The sequence below is a fragment of the Micromonospora sp. NPDC023737 genome (assembly GCF_040639715.1).
Lineage (GTDB): Bacteria > Actinomycetota > Actinomycetes > Mycobacteriales > Micromonosporaceae > Micromonospora.
On the sequence record NZ_JBFAAL010000007.1, the window covers coordinates 109,329 to 131,697 of the forward strand.

The 22,369-nt window shown below is 70.2% G+C and carries 12 protein-coding genes and 2 pseudogenes; 6 read left to right on the forward strand and 8 right to left on the reverse strand.

The genetic code is table 11. The annotated features are described in order from the left end of the window. Positions 1 to 33 precede the first annotated feature (33 nt). Both AB0F98_RS17555 and AB0F98_RS17560 read left to right on the forward strand, forming a co-directional pair. Positions 34 to 1,584, forward strand: coding sequence for a glycosyltransferase family 39 protein (locus tag AB0F98_RS17555; RefSeq protein WP_357736034.1), 1,551 nt, complete (start codon positions 34 to 36; stop codon positions 1,582 to 1,584). Positions 1,585 to 1,857: 273 nt separating this feature from the next. Further along, a complete protein-coding gene (locus tag AB0F98_RS17560; protein ID WP_357736037.1) occupies positions 1,858 to 3,030 on the forward strand; it encodes a low temperature requirement protein A in 1,173 nt (390 codons plus the stop codon). A 30-nt stretch (positions 3,031 to 3,060) separates the two neighbouring features. On the opposite strand, the gene AB0F98_RS17565 is transcribed toward AB0F98_RS17560, so the two are convergent. Continuing rightward, positions 3,061 to 4,089 carry an aldo/keto reductase gene (locus AB0F98_RS17565; RefSeq protein WP_357736040.1) on the reverse strand — a complete coding sequence of 343 codons (1,029 nt, stop codon included), beginning with the start codon at positions 4,087 to 4,089 and terminating at the stop codon, positions 3,061 to 3,063. Positions 4,090 to 4,337: 248 nt separating this feature from the next. On the opposite strand from AB0F98_RS17565, the gene AB0F98_RS17570 reads away from it, so the two are divergent. Both AB0F98_RS17570 and AB0F98_RS17575 read left to right on the forward strand, forming a co-directional pair. Continuing rightward, complete coding sequence (locus tag AB0F98_RS17570; protein ID WP_357736043.1) at positions 4,338 to 5,801, forward strand: hypothetical protein; 1,464 nt, start codon at positions 4,338 to 4,340, stop codon at positions 5,799 to 5,801. A 393-nt stretch (positions 5,802 to 6,194) separates the two neighbouring features. Further along, entirely contained in the window at positions 6,195 to 7,130 is a 936-nt protein-coding gene (locus AB0F98_RS17575; RefSeq protein WP_357736046.1) for an LLM class F420-dependent oxidoreductase, read from the forward strand. Positions 7,131 to 7,145: 15 nt separating this feature from the next. Here the strand turns inward: AB0F98_RS17575 and AB0F98_RS17580 are convergent. From AB0F98_RS17580 to AB0F98_RS17600, 5 genes and pseudogenes are all read right to left on the reverse strand, one after another. Beyond that, positions 7,146 to 7,238: pseudogene (locus tag AB0F98_RS17580) on the reverse strand (IS5/IS1182 family transposase); the annotation flags it as partial. A 190-nt stretch (positions 7,239 to 7,428) separates the two neighbouring features. Continuing rightward, entirely contained in the window at positions 7,429 to 8,262 is an 834-nt protein-coding gene (locus AB0F98_RS17585) for a helix-turn-helix transcriptional regulator (RefSeq protein WP_357736049.1), read from the reverse strand. Positions 8,263 to 8,634: 372 nt separating this feature from the next. Then, positions 8,635 to 10,059, reverse strand: a complete 1,425-nt coding sequence (locus AB0F98_RS17590) for an aldehyde dehydrogenase family protein (RefSeq protein WP_357736052.1) — start codon at positions 10,057 to 10,059, stop codon at positions 8,635 to 8,637. A gap of 156 nt (positions 10,060 to 10,215) precedes the next feature. Continuing rightward, positions 10,216 to 11,031 carry a class I SAM-dependent methyltransferase gene (locus AB0F98_RS17595; RefSeq protein WP_357736055.1) on the reverse strand — a complete coding sequence of 272 codons (816 nt, stop codon included), beginning with the start codon at positions 11,029 to 11,031 and terminating at the stop codon, positions 10,216 to 10,218. 247 nt (positions 11,032 to 11,278) lie between these two features. Then, on the reverse strand, positions 11,279 to 11,770 hold the full coding sequence (locus tag AB0F98_RS17600) for a DUF4231 domain-containing protein (protein ID WP_357736058.1): 492 nt from the start codon (positions 11,768 to 11,770) through the stop codon (positions 11,279 to 11,281). Positions 11,771 to 12,513: 743 nt separating this feature from the next. Between AB0F98_RS17600 and AB0F98_RS17605 the strand changes: the two genes are divergently transcribed. Beyond that, positions 12,514 to 14,163 (forward strand): hypothetical protein, encoded by a 1,650-nt coding sequence (locus AB0F98_RS17605; RefSeq protein WP_357736061.1) that lies wholly within the window; start codon positions 12,514 to 12,516, stop codon positions 14,161 to 14,163. Positions 14,164 to 14,368: 205 nt separating this feature from the next. Here AB0F98_RS17605 and AB0F98_RS17610 read toward each other — a convergent pair whose 3' ends face one another. Beyond that, positions 14,369 to 15,262 (reverse strand): hypothetical protein, encoded by an 894-nt coding sequence (locus AB0F98_RS17610; protein ID WP_357736064.1) that lies wholly within the window; start codon positions 15,260 to 15,262, stop codon positions 14,369 to 14,371. A gap of 419 nt (positions 15,263 to 15,681) precedes the next feature. Further along, a pseudogene (locus AB0F98_RS17615) lies at positions 15,682 to 16,156 on the reverse strand (transposase family protein); the annotation flags it as partial. A 996-nt stretch (positions 16,157 to 17,152) separates the two neighbouring features. Between AB0F98_RS17615 and AB0F98_RS17620 the strand changes: the two are divergent. After that, entirely contained in the window at positions 17,153 to 22,318 is a 5,166-nt protein-coding gene (locus AB0F98_RS17620; RefSeq protein ID WP_357736067.1) for a peroxidase family protein, read from the forward strand. Positions 22,319 to 22,369: the final 51 nt, after the last annotated feature.

Sequence of the window (22,369 nt, forward strand, 5' to 3'; positions counted from 1 at the left end):
CCGCTCGGCGACGCGGACCGCCATGATATGGACGTGGCCGAATCCGTCACCGAGCTGGGCCGCTCGCGCGGCGAAGACTCCGCCGCGGCCGTCCGTCCGCCCGCCCCCGGTCCCCGCGCCCGCGGGCCGTGGCTGATCGCCGGTGCGGTGACCGCCCTGTTGCTGCTGCTCGCCAACCGCTACGGCTACCACCGCGACGAGCTCTACTTCCTGCTGTGCGGGCGGCACCTCGACTGGGGATACGTCGACCAGGGCCCGCTGGTGCCCGCCCTCGCCCGGCTGGTCGACACCATCGCGCCGGGCAACCTGGTGGCGCTACGCGCCCCGTCGGCGCTGATCGGGGGCGGCTGCGTCCTGATCGTCGCCGCGATCGCTCGCGAATTCGGCGCCGGGCGGGGCGCGCAGACGTTCGCGGCGTTCCTGGCCGGCACCTCCGGCCTGGTGTTCGCCAGCGGCCACCTGCTCAGCACCACCACCGTCGACATGCTGGTCTGGCTGGTCACGGCGTTGTTCACCGTACGGATGCTGCGCACCGGCGACCCTCGATGGGCAATCGGCATCGGGTTGGCTCTCGGCGTCGGCATGCTCAACAAGCTGCTGCCCGCGCTGCTCGCCGTCGGGCTCGTCGCCGGGGTGACCATCGCCGGGCCACGGCGGCTGCTGCGCGACCGGTGGGTGCTCGCCGCCGCCGCCGTCGCCGTCCTGCTCGCCACACCCACGCTGATCTGGCAGGCCACGCACGGCTTCCCGCAGCTCTCCGTCGCCTCCGCGATCTCCGACGGCGACAGCTCCTACAGCGGCCGGGTCGACGCGTTCACTCTCCAGTTCGTCATCATCAGCCCGTACGCCGTACCGATCTGGATCGCCGGGCTCGTGGCCCTGCTGCGTCGACCGGCCTGGCGGCCGTACCGGGCGTTGGCGTGGGCCTGGTTGGTGGTCGTCGCCGTCGTGCTGCTCGCCGGCGGCAAGGGCTACTACGACGCTCCGCTGCTGCTGGTGCTCACCGCCGCCGGGGCCGTGCTCACCGTCGCCTGGGCCGGCCGCGGCGCGAGCACGCTGAAGCGTGGCCTACTGATCGTCGCCGCGCTGCTGTTCGTCGCCCCCAACGGGGTGCTGCTGCTGCCCACCCTGCCCGCCGATCGGCTGCCCGGCTTCGTGACCGCCGTGAACTACGACGCCGGCGAGACGATCGGCTGGCCGGAGTTCGCCGACTCCGTCGCCGCCGTCCACCGGGCGCTGCCCGACCCGCAGCGACGGCGGGCCGTCGTCCTCACCGCCAACTACGGCGAGGCCGGTGCGATCGCCCGCTACGGTCCTTCCCGTGGACTGCCGGCGGCCTACTCCGGCCACAACAGCATGGTCGACTTCGGCCAGCCGCCCGCCGATGCCGACGTGGTGATCGCCGTCGGCTGGGAACACCCCGAGCAGCTGCGCGCCTGGTTCGCCGACGTCACGCTCGCCGGCCGGGTCGACCAGCGCGTCGAGGTCGACAACGACGAGAACGGCGGACCCATCTGGCTCTGTACGGGCCTGCGACGACCGTGGGCGGAGATCTGGCAGACCGACGTACGTCACGCCGGCTGACCGCGCGCCGTCGCGCAGCTCCTGGCGGATTGGCCGGTGACTCGTGCCGGCAGGCCCACGGCACGTCGTCGCGTCCGCAGCGCAGCGGCAACCCCGGACACCGCGTGCTCGTCGAGGCTGCGGAATCGTCGAACCGGGGACGGGCCCGTCCAGCTGCGTCGATAATTCCTGTCGGGGTACGGCTGAACGGCCGTACGGCGGCGGGGCGCCCGGTGGCTGAGCGGGCCGCCCGCGGGGTTCCGCGATCCGGGCGCGACGGGGCGGGAGGCCGGGATGACGACCGGAGGCGGCACCGGTCTGGTGCGCCGACCGGACGCGTCGAACCGTGCCACGCTGCTGGAGCTGCTCTTCGACGTGGTCTTCGTGGCCGCCATCGCGCTCATCTCGGTGATCATTTCGCAGAGCGAATCCTGGACGGGAACAGGACGGGCCCTGCTGCTGTTCATGGCGATCTGGTGGACCTGGTCGATCACCTCGGTCCTCACCGACTTCTACGACCCGGAGCAGCGGCCCATCCAGGCCGTGCTCATGGTGACCGCGCTCGGCGCTGTGGGGACGGCCGCCGCGCTGCCGCAGGCCGCACAGGGCCCATCGCTGATGTTCGCCGTCGCGTACGTGGCACCGCACCTGGTTCGCGGTGTCATCCTGGTCGCCGCGTTGCACCGGCACCGGCGCGCCGTCCAAACGCGCGCGGCCCGGTTCTTCTTCTGGTTCGCGGTCTCCGGGGTCCTGTGGCTTCTCGGGGCGCTAATGCCCGGCCAGCCGTACTGGTGGCTCTGGACCGCCGCCGTGGTCATCGAGTATGTGGCGACCGGGGCGCGCTTTCCGACGCCGTGGCTGGGCCGGGTGCCGGTCGACCAGTACGAGAAGGTGACCGAGCATCTGGGCGAGCGGTACCAGCAGTTCGTCATCCTCGCCCTCGGCGACATCATCCTCGTGCCCACCCTGAAGATCAGTTCTTCGGACTTCGCCGCTCCGCGGCTGGCCGGGTTCGTGACGGCCTTCATCACGATGCTGCTGCTCTGGCAGCTCTACGTGTACGGGGCCGGTTCGATCCTCCGACTGTCCCGACGCATGCGCGGCCGGGCCGCCCGGCTGGCCCCGTACACCCATCTGGTGATGTTGATCGGCGTGGTCTGCGTCGCCGCCGGCGCCGACCAGGTCATCAACCGGCCGACCGGGGACACACCGGTGCGCGTGGCCATGCTGATGCTGGGTGGGCCCGTGCTGTTCATCTTGGGCCGGGGGATCTTCACCTACCAGCTCGGCGGGGGTGTGCCGTGGCATCGGGTGGTCTGGCTGCCGGTACTGGGCGTCATGATCCCGTGGGCGCCCGGCTGGCCGCCGGTGATGGTCGCCGTCGCGGCCGCGCTGGTGCTGGCCGCCGTTGTCGCCAGCGACCTCCTTCGCGATCGGTGGCGGCAGAAGGCTCAGTCCGGAGAATGAGCTTTCCGCCGCCACGGCGATGCGGGCGGCTCAGCCCGTGGGCAGTTCGCGGCCGCGCTGCTGCACACCCGGCCGGCCGTACGGGTAGTCGCCCACCGGCGGGGCGCTGACCTCGTCCAACAGGTGGATCTGCGCGGCGTCGAGGGTCAGATCGGCGGCGGTGAGGTTGTCGTCCAGCTGTTCGGTGGTCCGCGCTCCGAGGATCACCGACGTGACCGCCGGCCGCGCCGCCAACCAGGCCAGCGCCACGGCCGACATGGAGGCACCCAGCTCGTCGGCGACCTGCCGCACCGCGTCGAGTACCCGCCAGGTGCGTTCCTGGGCGTTGCGGCCCGCGTACGCCTCGACGCCGCGCTCGGGGTTCTCACCGAGACGGGTGGCGCCAGTCGGCGGGGTGTCCCGGCGGTACTTGCCGGACAGCCAGCCACCGCCGAGCGGGGACCACGGCAGGATGCCGATGCCCTCGTTCTCGCAGACCGGCACCAGCTCGAACTCGATCTCCCGAGCCAGCAGGTTGTACTGCGGCTGCAGCGTCACGATCGGCGCGAGTCCGAGATGCTGGGTGAGCAGTGCGGCCTTCTGCAGCTGCCAACCGGTGAAGTTGCTGACCCCGGCGTAACGGATCTTGCCCGCGCTGATCGCGTCGTCGAAGAACCGCAGCGTCTCCGGCAGCGGAGTCAGCGGATCCCAGGCGTGGGCCTGGTAGAGGTCGATGGCCTCGACGCCGAGCCGCCGCAGGCTCGCGTCCAGGGCGCGGGTCAGGTGCACCCGGGACAGGCCCGCGTCGTTCGCTCCCGGACCCATCGAGAAGCGCCCCTTGGTGGCGATCACCATCCGGTCGCGCATGCCGGGGCGAGCCTGCAGCCATCTTCCGACGATCTCCTCCGAGACGCCGCGGGAGTAGACGTCGGCGGTGTCGATGAAGGTGCCGCCGGCCTCGGCGAACCGGTCGAGTTGGGCGAAGCTGCCCTCCTCGTCGGTCTCCGCGCCGAACGTCATCGTGCCGAGACAGAGGGTCGACACCACCGTGCCGGTGGCGCCCAGGGTCCGGTAGCGCATGGCCATCCTTCCGGTCGGGGAACAAAGCTGATCTTCGCACCGGCCCTCGCGCGCCCGGGCCGCGGGGGGAATCCGGAGCTCGGGCGTCACCTGTCGCATGTGGGCGTGCGGCTCCTGTCGGCCCTGCCCGGTGGCTCGGTCCGGCCGCCGGGCCCGGGCAGGCGCGTCGATGCGACAGTGCGCTCCGACGCGGGATACGGCAGAGTGTCGCGCGAGGCGTGGGACGGCCGAGGCGGGGAGGAGCGACCGTGGAGGGTCCGACCGGGGTGGTCTTCCCCGCTGTCGAGGGCAGGCGCAGCACGACCGCGCTCGGCCGGGCGGTCGTGGTCGACGCGCTGCGCGCTGTCGATCCGGTCGGTGCCCGGTCGGCCGAGCACGAGACGGACTGGCGGCACGGGTACCTCGGCCACTTCCGCCGGCTGCTGGAGGCGAGCCTGCTCTCCCCCGACGCCGCGGTCACCATCGCCCGCGCCGGGCTCGCCTCCCTGCACGCCCGGATGGCGGTGATCGAGGACGACGGCCGTGAGGTCGGGCTCGACGAGGTCTTCTCGACATCCGGCGGGCATCCGCCGTTGGACACGGCCACCGTCACCGGTGCCGGCCCGGTCGAGCGGGAACTCGCGCTGCCGTACCGGGGCCAACGCCTGCGCGGCGACGACCTGCGACGCCGTCTGGACGCGTGGGTCGCCAGCGGCGTCGTCGAACCCTCGTGCGCCGACGCGGTGCGCACGGTGATCGACAATCCTGACTGGCTGGACCTGCGTGACCAGCGGATCGTCGTGCTCGGCGCGGGCGCCGAGATGGGCCCGCTGACATCTGTGCTGCGGTGGGGCGGCGAGGTGATGGCTGTCGACCTGCCTCGGCCGGAGATCTGGCGACGCCTGCTGAACACCGCCCGCCGCTACGGCGGCCGGCTCCACCTGCCACTGCCCGCCGGCAGCGCCACGGACGACGACCGGACGCTGGCGGCGCACGCGGGTGCTGATCTGCTGCACCGCCTGCCCCAGGTGGCCGAGTGGCTCAACCGAGTCGACGGCCCGCTCGTGCTGGGTAACTACGTGTACGCCGACGGCGCGACCAACGTGCGGGTCGCGGTGGCGGTCGACGCGCTCAGCCGACACCTCCAGCAGCGCCGACCCGACACGGCTCTCGCGTTCCTCGCCACCCCCACCGACGTCTTCGCCGTCCCGGCCGACGCGGTGCGTCACGCGAACGAGGGGTACGCGGACCGCAGGACCACCCATCGCGCGGTGCGGCTGCTCTCCGCCGGTCGGCTCCTGCGCCGCAACTACCCGCCCGGCGCCGACCCCGGTATCAACGACAGCCTGGTGCCGCAGCAGGGACCCAACTACGCGCTGGCCAAGCGGTTGCAGCGGTGGCGGGCCACGGTCGCGCGGGAGGCGGGCGCAACGGTGTCGTTCAACGTCGCGCCGCCCACCCGGACCCGTTCGGTGCTGCGTAACCGGGCGCTCGCGGCCGCGTACGCCGGGGCACACCGGTTCGGCATCGAGGTGTTCGAACCGGCGACCAGCAACACGCTGATGGCCGCGTTGCTCGTGCACAACCTCCGCAACGGCGTCCCGGCGTCCGCGCATCCGTGGCAGGACGAGGCGTACGCCGCGGCGCACGGCGGGTTGTGGCGGGTGCCGTACGCCCCGCGCAGCGCGCTCGGGCTCGCCGTGCTGCTCGGCCTCGGCGGGGCCCGCGCCTGAATCGGTTCGGGCGGGAATCGGCGCAGGTCAGATGGTGGCGCCACCACGGCTACGCCGGGCGATGATCGTGAAGGCGACTCGATTGTGATCAGCACCATCGTGAGGCCGGAGCCGCAGGAGCTACAGTCTCGGACCAGGGAATCGGCCGGGAACCACGGCAGCCCGTTCGTCTCGAACCAACTCTCCCAGCTGAGAACTGACCCGAGTGCTCGCGGACGTGCGGGCAGCCGCGTCCTGTGGGTGCCGGTGCGGACGCTCACATCCTGGCATCGGCCTCTTTGCAGCTCAGGATGCCGACGTCACCGGGAGGGCGGATCTCGTTGCCCAGCGGAGGCGTCCCGTCGGCGCGCTCGCCGCGTTCCATTTCCGGCATCGAGAGAAGGAGTCAGTCACATGCCACTGAAACTTGGCGTCAACCTTCCGCAAGACTCCCGGTACGACCTGACGACGGACGTCGTGCAGTTCGCGCGGGCCGCCGAAGAGATCGGGTACGACAGCCTGTGGGTGTACGAGCGTGTGCTGATGCCCGTCGACCAGAGCGGCCCCCATGGTCTGTACAACGTTCCTGATCTGCCCTGGCCGGACGTCTATTCGTCCACCGGCGAGCCACTGATCACTTTGGCGATGGCTGCTGCTGTCACCGAGCGGATCGAGCTGGGCACGGGTGTCCTCGTTCCACCGCTGCGCACGCCGTTGCAGCTGGCCCGGTCCCTGGCGACGCTGGATCACCAGTCGGGTGGCCGAGTCATCGCGGGCCTGGGCGTCGGCTGGTCGATCGACGAGTTCGACGCGGCCGCGCCACGGCCGTACTCCGAGCGCGGCGCGGCTCTCGACGAGTTCCTGGACGTGGCCTCGGCGGCGTGGGGCCCCGACCCGGTGTCGTTCGACAACGAGCGCTACCGCATCGCCCCGGCGATGGTGAAACCGAAGCCGGCTCGCCGGATCCCGATCTATCTGGGCGGTACCGGTCCGGCCGCGCTGCGCCGCATCGCCCGCCGCGGCACCGGGTGGCTGCCCACCGGCGTCCCGCCTGAATCGGTCGTGGCGCAGCTCGCGCAACTTCGTGAAATGGCAGCCGAGGTGGGACGGGACCCGGCCGAGATCAGCTGCATCTACCAGGTGCTCGTGCAGGACCTGTCCGAAGTGCCGGCGGCGGGCCGCCAGCCCTTCGCCGGTAGCCCGAAGCAGTTGGTCGAGGACTTGGCTGTCCTGGCTGAGGGCGGGGTGCACCACGTCTACGTGACCGCGACGATGGCCAGCAAGGACGTCAACGAGCTGATCGACAACAGTGCGGCGATCCACGAGGCGGTGCGTGGCGCGGGACTGTGACTGAGCCACCTGGCATCCCGCGTCGCGGGTGGTTTCGACGTGGTCCAGGACGAGGACGGCTCGGACGATCGCGGTGGCTCGGCGTGGGCAGCAGCGCAGCTCGACCAGGGCGCCGCCACCGGGATCTGCGCTGCCTACGGTGAAGCCGCGCCACGCGTTCGGACAGTTGGTTCGAGGGTGCGGCTGTCCTGGCTGGAGCCTCGCGAACAGTTGGCGGGGCGCTCGGCCGAGCGTGACCGCGGCGCCCGGCGCGCTCTGAGGCACCGGCCCCGCGTGGACACGACCCGTCAGGGGTGCGTCAGATGTGCTGGGCGCCGACGACGGAGAGCAGCCGCAGCTTCTCGTCGCTGGCCGAACCGGGCACGGCGGTGAACACCAGCAGTGTCTGCGACTGGTCCGGATCCACCAGGATCTGGCAGTGCAGCTCCAGCGCGCCGACCTCCGGATGCTGGAAGCGTTTCGGTGGGCACATCCCACCCGGGACGGGATGCTCGCGCCACAGTCGTGCGAACTCCGGGCTCTCGGCCAGCAACGCGTCGGCGATCTCCGCCGCGCGCGAACCTCGCCCGTCCCGGGTGTACGCGGCGTGCAGGTGCGCGGCGAGCAGCCGGCTGTGCGTCGCGTGGGTTTCGGCCGGGTACAGCTGCCGCGTGGCCGGATCGGTGAACCAGCGGTGGTGCAGGCTGCGGGTCAGCCCGGTGTGCCGGGTCTCGTCGCCGACCAACGCCACCGCGGGGGGCGTCTGCGCCAGCGTCTCGCCGAGATGGTTCACCACCATCGCGGGGGTGTCCTGAAGCCGGTCGAGGATCCGCATCATCCCCGGGTTGACGTGGTCGGCCCGGACGGTGCGGTGCGGCACGGCGTGCCCACCGAGCCGGAACAGGTGGTCCCGCTCCGCCAGCGACAGCCGTAGCCCGCGCGCCAGGGCGGCGAGCATCTGCTCGGAGGGCTGCGGGCCGCGCTGCTGCTCCAGCCGGCTGTAGTAGTCGGTCGACATGCCGCTGAGCGAGGCGACCTCCTCGCGCCGCAGACCCCCGGTACGCCGGCGCGGGCCACGGGGCAGACCTACGTCCTCCGGCTGGAGCGCCTCCCGCCGGGTACGCAGGAAGTGGGCGAGTTGAGCGCGATCCACGGTGTCTCCCCCCTTCCGCCCGACGTCCGCAACTGGGGACAACCAGTGGGACCCGGTGCGCTGTTCCGTGACGTGACCAACGGTGACGCGTCCGGCCCAGCGCATCCAGGGTTCATCTGTCCCTGGCTGCGCGCCGCTGTCGTCACACCGTCATCACGGTTCCCGGTGGTATCAGCGGCACCACGGGGCGACGTCCGTGCCGCGGCCCTGGACCCCGCCGGCACGACTGGTGGCGACCAGGACACGGCTCACCGTCCGGGCCGCCTCGACGCCCGGCTGCCCAGCCACCTTCGAGCCTGCGCGACGAACCGGCCGGTGCAGCTGCGGGCGGCCTCGGTCCGGCGGCGTGGACCGGGCCGCCCGCAGTGGCGATCAACGCTGGATCGACTTGATCTCCAGGAACTCCTCGAGACCGAAGCGGCCGAACTCGCGGCCGTTGCCGGACTGCTTGTAGCCGCCGAACGGGGCCAGCGCGTTCCAGTGGCCGGCGTTGACGTCGACCTGCCCGACCCGCAGCCGCCGAGCGACCGCGAGCGCGTGCTCGGGCGCGCCGAACACGCCGCTGGTCAGGCCGTACTGGGTGCCGTTGGCGATCGCTACGGCCTCCTCCTCGTCCGCGTAAGGGATGATCGTCAGCACCGGGCCGAAGATCTCCTCCTGGGCGATCGCGGAGTCCGGGTCGACGTCGGCGAAGATCGTCGGCTGGACGTAGGCACCCGTCGTCAGGCCCTCCGGCCGGCCGGGGCCACCGAACACCAGCCGCGCGCCGTCGGCGATGCCCCGCTCGATGTACCCGTTCACCTTCACCCGGTGCGCCTCGGAGGCCATCGGGCCGATCCGGGTCGCCTCGTCGGTCGGATCACCCACCGTGTACTGCCGGGCCGCCTCGACCGCCAGCGCGACGACCTCGTCCTGGCGGGCCGCCGGTACCAGCATCCGTGGCCACGCGCCGCAGACCTGACCGCCGTTGCTGAACGCCATCATCAGGCCCTTGTGCACCGCCTCGGGCAGATCTGCGTCGTCGAGGATGATGTTCGCGCCCTTGCCGCCCAACTCCAGCGCGACCCGCTTGACGGTCTCGGAGGCCACCGCGGCGATACGCCGTCCGGCCCGGGTGGAGCCGGTGAAGGAGATCATGTCCATGCCCGGGTGGGCCGACATCGCCTCTCCGACGACCGGGCCGGTGCCGTACACGACGTTCAACACGCCTGCGGGTACGCCCGCGTCGGCGGCGACCTCGGCGAGGATCCGCGCGGTCAGCGGGGCGTTCTCGGACGGCTTGAAGACCATCGTGTTCCCGGCCAGCAGCGCCGGGGCGAGCTTCGACACGACCTGCTGGAGCGGGAAGTTCCACGGGGTGATCGCGCCGACCACGCCGATGGGCTCACGGACGATCAGCGAGTTGCCGATCTCCTCGGTCCACGGGAACTCGCCGGCAAGGCTCGCGATGGATTCGATCACCGCCGCCGGGAAACCGACCTGAGCGGTCCGGGACAGCGAGATCGGGGCACCCATCTCGGCGGTGATCGCGGCGGCGATCTCCTCCTGCCGCGCGGCGAGCCCCGCGGCCAGGCGGCGCAGTACCTCCGCGCGCTCCTGCGGGGTGGTGGCCGCCCAGTCGGGGAGGGCGGCCCGGGCCGCGGTGACGGCGCGATCGACGTCGGCGGCGGTGCCGGCCGGCGTGTGGGCGACGGTCTCGCCGGTGGCCGGGTTGACGACGGGAATGGTGCCGGCCGAGCCGGCGACGATCTCGCCGCCGATCCAGTGGCCGGTGACGAGGTGAGTCGTAGTGGTCATGGACCGACCGTGGCACCGGCCGGGTACGCCAACCAGGTGCGGTTCATCCGGGACTCGACGATCCCTGGCTGAGCGGCCACGCACCCCACCGGATCTCGCGGCGGACGAGGGGTGTCCGGGCGGCGGTAAACCCTGACCGCCAGGACCCGAGTCGACTCAAGCCGTCGGGACGCCGGCCGGAGGTGGGTCTACGGGTAGCCGCCGGAGGCGCAGCACGCAGGTCAGCATCGGGAGGTTGAACTCGCCGTCGGCGGTCTCCGGTCTGCTCGCCAGGAAAGCGCGGATCCGGCCGAGAGTGGCTGCTCGTTCCGGTGCCGGCATGACCAGCATCCCCGCCCGCGTGGCGAGTGTCGCCACCAGAGAGTCGGCGGTGCGGTGCTGCCCGTGCGGGAACCCGGCCTGCTCCGGTGAGCCGAAGCGGGCGGCCCCGCCGGCCTTCGGCAGATGCGCGCGGGCCGTCTCGGCGCGCCAACTGGTGGGCGTGTCACGCGGGCCGATGGCCGCGCTGCCGCTCACCCGCGCCAGCCCGGCGACCCAGTCGACGCGGTCGTCCATGACGTTCCACAAACCGGACAGGATGCCGCCGGGTACCAGGACCCTGGCTATCTCGGGCCCCGCTACGGCCATGTCGAACCAGTGCATGGCGTTGCCGGCCAGCACGGCATCCACGGACGCGTCCGGCAGCGGTATGGCTTCGGCGCTACCCGGCAGGGCACGGACATCCGGGAGTACGCGGCGCAGCTCGGCCAGCATCGCCGGGTCGGGCTCGACCGCGGTGACGTCGGCGCCCACCGCAACCAGCGTGGCGGTGAGCTTGCCGGTTCCGGCGCCGAGGTCGAGCACCCGCAAGCCGGGCGCGGGCTCCAGCGCCCAGCGCACCGCGGCCTGGGCGTAGTCCGGGCGGTGTTCGGCGTACGCGGTCGCCGCCGCGCCGAACGACGACGCGTGCAGGAGTTGGTCGTCCTGTTCCACGCGACCAACCTATCGGCAGCACGCGTGCCGGGTCGACAGCTGCCGATGGCTGCCGCCCGTCACCCGCTGCCCGCAAATCATGCTCCGTCCATTGAGCCATTTTTCATCCTGGGGCGCGGTTGGCTTCGACGTGGTGCAGGACGAGGATGGCCTGCGCGATCGCAGTGGCGCGGCGCGGGCAGCAGCGCAGTTTGGTCAGGATGCCGGACCAGCTCTTGATCATCCAGGCGACTATCGGCTCGATGGATCAGGTCACGGGCGGTGCCGCCGCAGGTGAAGCCGCGACGGGAGCGGGCGTGGTGGCTATCCGGGTCGCCCACGAGTCATGAGCCGCCAATGCAATCTCGGTGATGCGTTCCGAAAAGAGCCGAGCTCGCGCTTCGTTAGTAGAAGTGTTCACGAGGGCGTAACGGCCAGCCTGTTGCTCGTAGAGAAATCGCTCGGCATGAAGCTGGTTCTGTATCGATCGAGCGAGCGCCCAGTGCTCCTGAGCCTTGGTAGCAGCCAGCAGGGTCGTCGCGAGGGCGGTACCGCCACTGATGGCAGCGATCAACCACTTCGGAACGGCCGGCACCGCCGCCAACACGGTGGCGGAGACTGCCAGTGTCACGCTCAGGTAGACCAGGAGCATGGAGGTGCCCTTATTGACCCTGGCGCGTCGGCGCCAATTGCTCTGAAGGTACTCCCAGCGTCCCAGTGCCCGATCCTGGAGAGCCTGCAACTCGTTCAAATTCGGCATGTATCCATCCTCGCGCACGTCGCCCGACCCGCTGCCCTCGGTGACGCCGACGGATCATCTGGAGCGCGAGCCACGTAGGGACCATCCAGCGGTACCGCGAGGCAGTCCGAAGGCAGCAACAGCTACGGCCCTGGGCGTCAGCGATGTCAATAGACGACAAGAGGCCCCTGTGCCGACACGTTCGACGAGACCGTCTGAGGCTAATCAGTACGACGGACCCGGATCCCCCCAGCGGGCGGCGTCCTGGGTCGCTGGCGGAACTGCTGTCGACAGCAACGCTGACAGCAACGTTGCCGGACGCGTGTGGACGCGACGCACAGAGCCTGTGAGCGAGATGTCGCCGATTCGATCGCGGCCGGTGGCTCCGAAGCTTCACCAGTGGAAAACATGCCCGGTGTGCCCACCGCTGGGCGACCGGGCGGGCGGGTGGATCCATTTCTGGATCGCCTGAGTGATGTGCGGAGGGGTGCCGGGTCAGCAGCACGGTCAGCCAGGTGTGCCGCAGGTCGTGGAATCGGACGTCTGGAAGACCGGCCTTCCTTCGCACGATTTAGGAGTGCCGACCGTCAGCCCGCCACACGTGAGCCTCCCTCGCGGTCGTGCCCCGCCCCGTGTAACGCATTTGGCGACGGTATCGCCCTGTACCAATGGGGTGACGATCTTGTCGCCGACCCGGCACCGGCCTCCGATCACGACACGCCGGCTCGCCGGCATCACGGGTATCAACCGAAGGGAGACCGCGTATGCGGTTCCGCACAGTGGCCCGCTCGGCCCTGGCATCGACACTGATCGCGGCGACCGGACTGGTCGCCGCCATCGCACCCGCCCAGGCCGCGGATACCAGCACCGTTCTGCAGGGAGTGAAGTTCGTCAAGGACATCGCCGCCGCGAACGGCCGGCTGTTCATCTCCGCCAGCAGTCAGATCGTCGTCACCGACGAGAGTGGCACCACGATCGGTGCCGTCACCGGGCTCGCCGAACCCCAAGGCCTCGCTGTCACGCCAGACGGCAGCCGCCTCTATGCGGCGCTCAACGCCTCGAACGAGATCGCAGAGATCGACACCGCCTCCCTCACCGTCACCCGACGGTTCGACCTGGCCGCATACCCGTACCCGGCCTACGTGTCGCTGGCGGGCGACCGTCTCTGGGTCGGGCACGGCCCCACCAACAGCTGGAGCGGCGGTGTCGTCGGCCTGGACCTGTCTGCGGCGACGCCGGAGCCGGTCCGCATCGCCAGCGGCCTGTACGGTCCACCGAAAGTCGCCGCCGGCGGGTCCACCGTGGTGGCCGGCGAAAGCGGAAGCAGCCCCGCCGACCTGTACGTGTACGACGTCAGCACCACCCCTGCCACCCTGCGCGGGGTGCTCGACGGCCACGACAACAACTTCATGTACCTGAAGGACATCACCATCACGGCGGACGGTTCGAGAGCGATCACGGCGTTCGACTCGCCGTACCGCTATGACATCTGGGACACCGCCAGCATGACCAGGGTCGGCGCGTACGGCGAGGAACCCACCTTCGTCGGCTTCCCGCAGGCCGTCGCACTCAGCCCGGACGGCGCCCACGTCATCGGCGCACGCGCCTCCCGCGACCGCATCGAGCTCGCCGGCCCCCGTATAGGCGTGTACGACGCGGCGACGACCACGAAGCTGCACACCGCTGACAACCCGTCCGGCCAGGTGGTGGAGGGCGCACTCACCTTCTCCGGCACCGACGCCTTCACTGTCCTGTATGAGATGTCGACCGGGCGCTACACGCTGTGGCGGCTGCGGGGCATCACCCTCGCAGCGTCCTCGGTGACCGCGACCGCCCAGGCCACCGGGACGGCGCTCGTACCGCTCACCGTGACCGGCCGGCTGACCCTGTCCGACGGGTCAGTGCCCGGCGCGCAGCCGGTGATGGTGACGCGCCGGCACCCGGACGGCACCAGTGCCACGCTCGCCCCGGTGACGACCGCCACCGACGGCACCTTCAGTCTGACCGACACACCGCCGGCCGGCGGGACAGTCCACTACGACGTGCTCTGGGACGGCAACTCGGCCTTCCGCTGGAGCCAGGCCACCGCGACCGTCGAAGTGGCTCGGCAGCCGTCCACGCTGAGCCTGACGGGCCCGAACACGGCCAGCACCAATCGGAGCCTCCGCTTCAGCGGCGAGCTGGCGACCCCCGGGCGGGCACTCGCCCCGGGCACCACGCTCACAGTGACTCGCATCCTCAACGGCGAAGACATCACCACCGTCTACCTGCCGGCCGTGACCCCCGCCGAGGACGGGACCTTCGACTTCACCGACACGCCCGGCGCGCGCGGCGAGTACACGTACACCGTCCGGTGGGACGGCGACGCCACGTTCCTGCACGCGCAGGCCGACCACGTCGTCGTGATCCGGTAACCCAGACCGTGGCTCCGACGGGGCCGGTCTCCTTCCCGGGGCCGGCCCCGTCTCGTGCCCAGAAGCCCCCGCTGCCGGGCCAAGTCCGCGGCCCAGTCGCAGCCGGGGCGGACCACCGGTGCCAGCACACGTGAGCGGCCGGCCCCGGCGCCGGGGTTTCCGGGCGCCGGGGCCGGCGCGGACGCGGAAACCCGCGTCGGCGCGGTCAGACGAGGGCGATGCTCGTCTGCGCGCTGTTGTCGCCGAGGTTGTCCTCTGGGGAGTTGGTGGAGGCCGTTACGGTCACCGGAACGGAGTCGCCCGAGGTGCCGGAGGTGACGGTCGCGGTCAGGTAGAGGGTGTCCGCTTGCCAACCGTTGACCAGCTGGTAGAGCGTGCACCGCCACTCCGGCCCGCCAAGCGCCGGGTCGTCGATGAAGTCGCAGTACCAGGGACCGGTGGGGCCCTCGGACTGGCGGGTGAAGCCGACCGGCAGCGGCACCCTGACGTAGACCTCCTGGGCCGTCATGTTGCCGTTGTTCGCCACGTCGATGCCGATTTCCACGGTGTCACCGACCTGGGCCTGGGTGGGGGCCCAGATCTGGTTGACCGCCAGGTCGGTCACGCCGCGGATGTAGCTGACCGTCGCCTGGCCGGTGTTGTTGGCGAGGGAGAGCTCGTTGCTGGTTGTCGACGCGGTGGTGGTGACCGTCGCGGTCTCGCCGACCTGCCCGCCGGGGAAGGAGATGTAGAAGCGCAGCCGGGGGGCGGTCGCGCCGGCGGCCAGGGAGCCGTACGTGCAGGTCAGGGTGGTTCGGAGGTCGCAATGCCAGCCGGCCGGGATGGAGTTGCCGTCTGTGAAGTAGGCGTCGGCCGGCAGGGCGTACTGCAGGGCGACGTCGTCGGCCGCCTTGGCGCCGGCGTTGTGGACGTCGACCTGTACGGCCGCCCCGCCGCCGACGTCCACCACCGTCGCCGGGTTGACGGACGCGGTGACGGCCAGGTCGGCACGGTTGGGCGCGGCGAGGGCGGGCGTGGCGGACAGGGTCGTGACCGCGAGGGCGCCGAGCGCGCCAAGTGCGAGGCGTGCGGCCAGGCGGTACCGCCTGGCCGGAGACATGGGGGGCATCTATCTGTACCTCGGTGCGGAGATGAGCCGGTCCGTAGGACCGACGGGACGGGTGTTTCGTCCCGTTGATCAAGCGTCGCCGACAGGATGGGCGTTACGGGGGTTCCAGCGAAGGCCCGCCACCTCCCGTGTCACTACCAGAAGATCCCCTTGTTGGTCTCAGCGGTGAGCAGGCGCGGCTGAAAAGGTCCCCGGAGCAGACCTCAGCGATCTCCGGTGGTAGCGGAGAGCGCGTACGTCGCCACCCCACGCAGGTACCGCGCCGCCGAGCCCAGCGACGGGCCCGGTGGGGCCCGACAGGGGCGTGCGCGGTTTACCGGTGATTCGGGCGAGAACGACGAGCGGATCCACTCCGGAGCGGCCGATGTCCTCGCGCCTGAGCCGCGCCGCTGATAAATAAGCCATTTCCATCCTGCGTAGCGGTTCGCTTCGACGTGGTGCAGGACCACGATGGCCTGCACGATCGCAGTGGCGCGGCGAGTGCAGCAGTGCAGCTTGGTCAGGATTCTCCAGCTCTTGAGCGTGGCGATGGCGCGTTCGCCGCGGGCACGGATTTCCGCGTGGGCCCGGTTGACCGCCTTCTGCCGGCGTGACAGATTCGGCCGGAAGCTGCGCCGCTTGAACGGTGTGCGCACGCTGCCGCGAGCGCCCTGCTAGCCCTCGTCCGCGCTGGTCAGCGCGTCGACGATGCCGTGACTGCGGGCGGCGGCGAGCCGGGCATGGGTGTCGCTGTTGCGCAGGTGGGCCAGGGGCAAGCAGCGCCTGCCGGCCTGGGTCGAGGCGCCGCCACCGGGATCGGTGCTGGTTGCGGTGCGCTCGGATGAGGTCGGCGAGCCGGTTCAGGGTGTGGCTGGACAGCGGGATCGTGGAGGGGTAAGACGCCACAGGCGAGGCTCCCGGTCGGGGCATCGGATCTTGGTCAACTGCTGTCTTACCTGGAGCCTCACCCTCATCGATCTCCGGGCTCGCCGCAGCCGAATGAGCTGCAAGATCAGCTTGGAAAGGCCTCATTGGTTCGTGCCGCTCGTCGGGCCGCTAATCTCCGATATTTGCCTGCATTTCGCCGTCTCTCACATCGGCGGGGCATCTGAACGGCCGGCACTTCAGCTTGCACCCGACGGACATTGAGCAACCGGACATCAAGGCGTGAGATGGAAGGCTCAACCGCCACCCGCCGCCGGGACGATTCGCGCCAGGAAGCAACACGGCTTCGTCGATCACGCCCGATGTGAGGTGCCGGACAACCGAACGAGCGCCGAGGTATGCCGGCGGACGTCCGAAAGCCGACCCTTGCCTTCTCCCCCGATCCCATCACTGATAGGGCGGCCGGATTGCACAGGCGCCGAAAGGACGGATCCTCCCCGGCCCGCCGGAACGAAATTGTGGACCGCCCATCGCCGCGAACGGCAATGTGCGCTGGTCCGCCGCCTGCGACTGCCGTAATGCGTCCCTTGTGGATGCATGACGGCGGCACCCAGCGCTGGTTGTCGACCGCACCGCATCGCACGGCGAAGCCGGCCCGCCGGGTTGCTCTGGTGGGTCCATCGAACGAACGCGCGGCCCACGCTATCCGTTGCGACCGCATGGCATCATCCGAACGGCGGTCAACTCATTGACTGGAACCGTTCTAATATCCCTGGCAAGTTGCCTTAACAGCGATTAAGTCTCTGCTCAAAGATCACCGCCTATCGCAGGTTACGTCTGCCCGGACAGCGTTGAGGCAACGCCATGCAGGGTGAGGTGCCGCAGTAAGCCGGCAAGGTTCATCGGGGCGCGGTTCGCACCGCGTGCCGGCGACGGCGCCGGGATTCCCGCGTGCCCCTTTTCCTGTCACCGCCCTTACCCAAATCGATGCATATCAGTTACCGAGAGGGAAGAATGGTGACCAGACGAAGAAAAGCCTTGGCCGCGGGACTCGCCGCCGCACTCGGGTTCAGCCTCCTGCCACTGATCGCGGTCCCTGCCCAGGCCGCGCCCGTCGGTCAGGGGTTCGAGCTCAATGCCGGCGACCTGAGGTTCATACTCAGGCAGATCAAAATCGCCGAGAACCACGCGACCAAGGAAGGGCCAGGCGGAGAGCCGGTCGCCGGACAACCGCTCTTCGGACCCGGACCGAACCAGATCGGTAACGCGCTACTGCCGTACGGCCTGCGGACGGTGGACGGATCCGACAACAACGGCATCCCCGGCCAGAGCGCGTACGGCGCCGTCGCCAACACCTTCCCCCGGCACGCCGCACCGCAGTGGCGGCCCGGTGAGGACGCCACCGGCTTCGGCGGCCCGGCGAACTCGTCGTACTCGCAGAAGAAGGGCGTGGTCGCCGACTCCGAGCCGCGGGTGATCAGCAACCTGATCGTCGACCAGTCGTCGACCAACCCGGCCGCCGTGGTGGCCGCGGGCAAACCGCACCGCAGCTTCAACCAGGACCCCACGGCAGTGCCCTGCGTCGTCGAACCGGACCCCGGCCCGCCGCCCACCGAAGGCTCACCGCCCGGCTGTACGCCCCGCGGCGAAACCCTGTTCATCCCGAACGTCACCACCGACTTCGGCCTGTCCGCGCCGTACAACTCGTGGTTCGCGCTGTTCGGTCAGTTCTTCGACCACGGCGTCGACCTCACCGCCAAGGGCGGCAGCGGCTCGGTCATCGTTCCGCTTCAGGCCGACGACCCGCTGATCCCCGGACCGGACGGAGAACTCGGCACCACCGACGACCTGCCGCCGAACATGCGGTTCATGGTGGTCACCCGGGCGAAGAACCAGCCCGGTCCGGACGGCCACGTCGGAGACAACCCCAACACGCCGACCGACGAGAGCGCGGACGACGTTCAGGAAGCCACCAACCTCGACTCGTCGTGGGTCGACCAGAGCCAGACGTACGCCTCGCACTCCTCCCACCAGGTCTTCCTGCGCCAGTACAAGAACAACAGCGCAGGCAAGCCGGTCGCCACCGGCAGGATGCTGGACGGCCCGAACGGGGGCATGGGGACCTGGGCGACCGTCAAGGACCAAGCCGCCTCGCTGCTCGGCATCCGCCTCACCGACGTCGACGTGCTGAACGTGCCGATGGTGGCCGCCGACCAGTACGGCCGGTTCCTGCGCGGCCCCAACGGATATCCGCAGCTGGTGACGGCAAGCGGCCTGGTCGAAGGCAACCCCGCCGCGCCCATCGCGATCCCGGCGAACGTCAGCCGGATCAACATCGCCTTCCTCGACGACATCGCGCACCACGCGGTGCCATCGGTCGCCAAGACCCCGGATGCCGACACCGTGATCAACCCACCGGGCACTCAACTGCCCGCGGACCAGTACGACAATGAGATGCTCGACGCCCACTTCGTCGCCGGTGACGGCCGGGTGAACGAGAACATCGGTCTCGTCGCCGTGCACCAGGTGTTCCACTCGGAGCACAACCGGCTGGTGGGTTACATCAAGAACCTCATCATCGAGGAGAGCATCGACGTTCCCGAGTGGCAGTCACCGACCGGCGCCGACGGGTGGAACGGTGAGCGGCTCTTCCAGGCCGCGCGGTTCGTGACGGAGATGGAGTACCAGCACATCGTCTTCGAGGACTTCGCTCGCAAGGTCCAGCCGGGGATCAACCCGTTCAACGTCTTCACCCAGTCGGACACCGGCATCAACCCTGACGTCCGAGCCGAATTCGCCCACGCCGTGTACCGGTTCGGGCACTCGATGCTGACCGACACGGTCGCCCGGACGAATGAGAACGGAACCAGGAGCGACGTCCCGCTGTTGGACGCGTTCCTCAATCCGCCGGCCTACTACCGCAACGGCAGCGGTGGCACGTACACCGCGGCCCAGGCCGCCGGCGCGATCGCCCAGGGCATGACCGAGCAGACCGGCAACGAACTCGACGAGTTCGTCACCGGAGCACTCCGTAACAACCTGCTCGGGCTGCCGTTGGACCTCGCCGCCGTCAACATGACCCGGGCCCGTGACGCCGGTGTTCCGTCGCTGAACAACTTCCGCAAGCAGGTGTACGCGCAGACCAACGACAGCGCCCTCCAGCCGTACACGGACTGGGTCGACTTCGGGCTCAGCATCAAGCACCCGGAATCCGTCATCAACTTCATGGCGGCGTACGGGACGCATCCGCGCATCCTGACCGACGCCGGACCGGACCACATCGTCGAGGACGACCCGGCCACCACCGTCGACGAGAGCGCCGACAACAGGCCGGCCACCCTGGCCTCCCGACGCAAGGCCGCCCGCCTGATCTACGAGAACGACGCGGCCGTGCACCCGGTGCCGGAGACCCCGGCCGACAGCGCCGACTTCGTCAACAGCATCGGGGCCTGGGCGAACACCGCCGACGGCGGGTCCAGGACCGGCGTGGACGACATCGACCTGTGGGTCGGTGGCCTGGCCGAGTCGCAGGTCTTCTTCGGCGGCCTGCTCGGCTCCACCTTCAACTACGTCTTCGAGCGGCAGTTGACCGACCTGCAGGACGGCGACCGGCTCTACTACCTGTCGCGTACCTCCGGGCTCAACCTGCGTACGGAACTCGAAGGCAACACGATGGCCGAACTCACCATGCGCAACACCACCGCGCAGGCGCTGAAGGCCGACGTCTTCGCCACCTCGGACTGCAAGTTCGACCTCAACCGGCCCACCTTCGCGGGCACCGGCAACACCATCGCGGACGATCCGGAGTCCGAGTGCGACGAGTCGAAGGTGCTCATCAGGATGGCTGACGGGACGATCCGGTACCGGCAGTCGAACTCCGTGGACCCACCGGGTCTCAACGCCCAGAGCACCTACAACGGCACCCCGGGCAACGACCGGATGTGGGGCGGTATCGACAACGACACGTTCTGGGGCAACGACGGCAACGACCGCGTCGAGGGCAACGACGGTGCCGACGAGGCTCTGGGCGGGCTGGGCGACGACATCATCACCGACTCCGCCGGTGACGACGTGCACAAGGGCGGGGCGGGCAACGACGCCATCGACGCCGGACCCGGCCTGGACATCATCATCGGCGGTGACGGGAAGGACTTCACCAACGGCGGTCTCAACGCCAACCAGACCTTCGCCGGTGAGGGTGACGACTTCGTCATCGCCGGCGACGGACCCGACACCGTGTTCGGTGGCGGCGGTGACGACTGGCAGGAGGGCGGCAATTCCAACGACCTGCTCCAGGGCGACAGCGGCGCACCCTTCTTCGACGACATCAACGCGCCTGGACACGACGTACTCATCGGCAACAGCGGCGAGGACGACTACGACGCCGAGGGTGGCGACGACATCATGGTCGCCGGTCCGGGCATCGAGCGGAACCATGGCGTACGGGGTTTCGACTTCGCGATCCACGCTCGCTCTGCGGAAGCCGCGGATTCCGACCTGACCATCGCCATCGCCGACGCGCCGATCATGCTGGCCGACCGCTTCCTGCTCACCGAGGCACTGTCCGGCTGGGACAAGGACGACGTCCTCAAGGGAGACGATGTGGTCCCGCTCGCGCAGGACCTGGAGCTGAACACGCCGTGGGGCTCCAACGTGCTCACCGAGGAGGGCATCGACCGGATCCAGGGGCTCCGCCCGCTCTTGGCGGGACGCACCGCGTGCGTCGCCAGCCCACCGGACGTCAGCCCGTCCGCCGCGGTGTGCGGCTTCGGCGGCGGCAACATCCTGATCGGCGGTGGCGGCAGTGACGAGATCACCGGTCGCGGAGCCGACGACATCATCGACGGGGACGCCTGGCTGAACGTGCGGCTCAGCGTTCGGACCAACCCGGCCGACCCGACGACGGAGATCGGAACGGCCAACTCCCTGAACGATCGGTACCTGCGCGACGCCGCCGGCGACCCGACCGGGCAGACCCTGCACCAGGCGGTGTTCAGCGGGGCGCTCAACCCGCACAACATCGTGATCGTCCGCGAGATCCTGCACACCGGACCGGCCGGGGTCGACACGGCCGTGTTCAGCGGGCCGCGGGCGGACTACGACATCATCCCGAACGCCGACGGGTCGTTGACCGTGGTCCACGCCCGCAACGTTCCGCCCCCCGGCGACCAGGGCGGCGCTGGCGGCGACGGTACGGACACGCTCCGGAACATCGAGCGGCTGGAGTTCACCGACACCACCGTCACGATGCTCACCCCCGGGGCACCGGCGATCGGCACCGCCGATGCCGGTAACGAGTCGGCGACGGTCACCTGGAGCGCACCGGCGGACAACGGCGGTCCGGCGATCTCCGGCTACCTGGTTCGGGTCGTGGACGCGGCGGGCGACCAGGTCGGCGAGCCGCGTACCGCCCCGGCGGACGTGACGCGCCTGCTGGTCACCGGCCTGACCAATGGCCAGACCTACCGGTTCCAGGTGGCGGCGGTCAACGAGTTGGGCACGGGGGCGTACTCGGCGCTGTCCAACGAGGTCACCCCGTTCCTCGACGTCACTGCCCCGACGGTGACGGTGGAACGGCCGCTGCCCGACGCGACCAGCGTCGCCCGCGCGGGGAACATCCAGGGCCTGTTCAGCGAGGTGGTGAACCGGGTCAACGCAAACACCGTCCAGTTGCGTGACACCGCCACCAATGCCCTGGTCCCGGCGGCGGTCACCTACAACCGTCAGACCGGGCGGTTCACCCTCAACCCCGACGCGACCCTGGCCCCGGACAAGACGTACCGGGTCACGCTGACAAGTGCGATCACCGATGTCGCCGGCAACGCCCTGGCGCCGACGAGCTGGACCTTCACCACCGGCCCCGCGCCGCAGGTGACGGCCCGTACGCCGGAGCCCGGGGCGACCACCGTGCCCCGCACCGGCAACATCACGGTCACCTTCAACGAAGCGGTCACCGGCGTGAGCACCGCCGCCGTGCAGTTGAAACGGGTGTCGAACGGCAACGTGCTGGTGACCCGGGTCAGCTACGACTCCGCCACCCGGGTGCTCACGATCGACCCGAACGTCGAGCTGCACGCCAACGTGGAGTACGAGGTCACCTTGATCGGTGGCCCCACCGCCCTGCGCGACCTGGCCGGGAACCCTCTGCCCACCACGTCATGGACCTTCACCACAGGCTCATGACCTGAGCGCACCATCCGCTGGGGTGCTCCGGACTCGATCCGGAGCACCCCA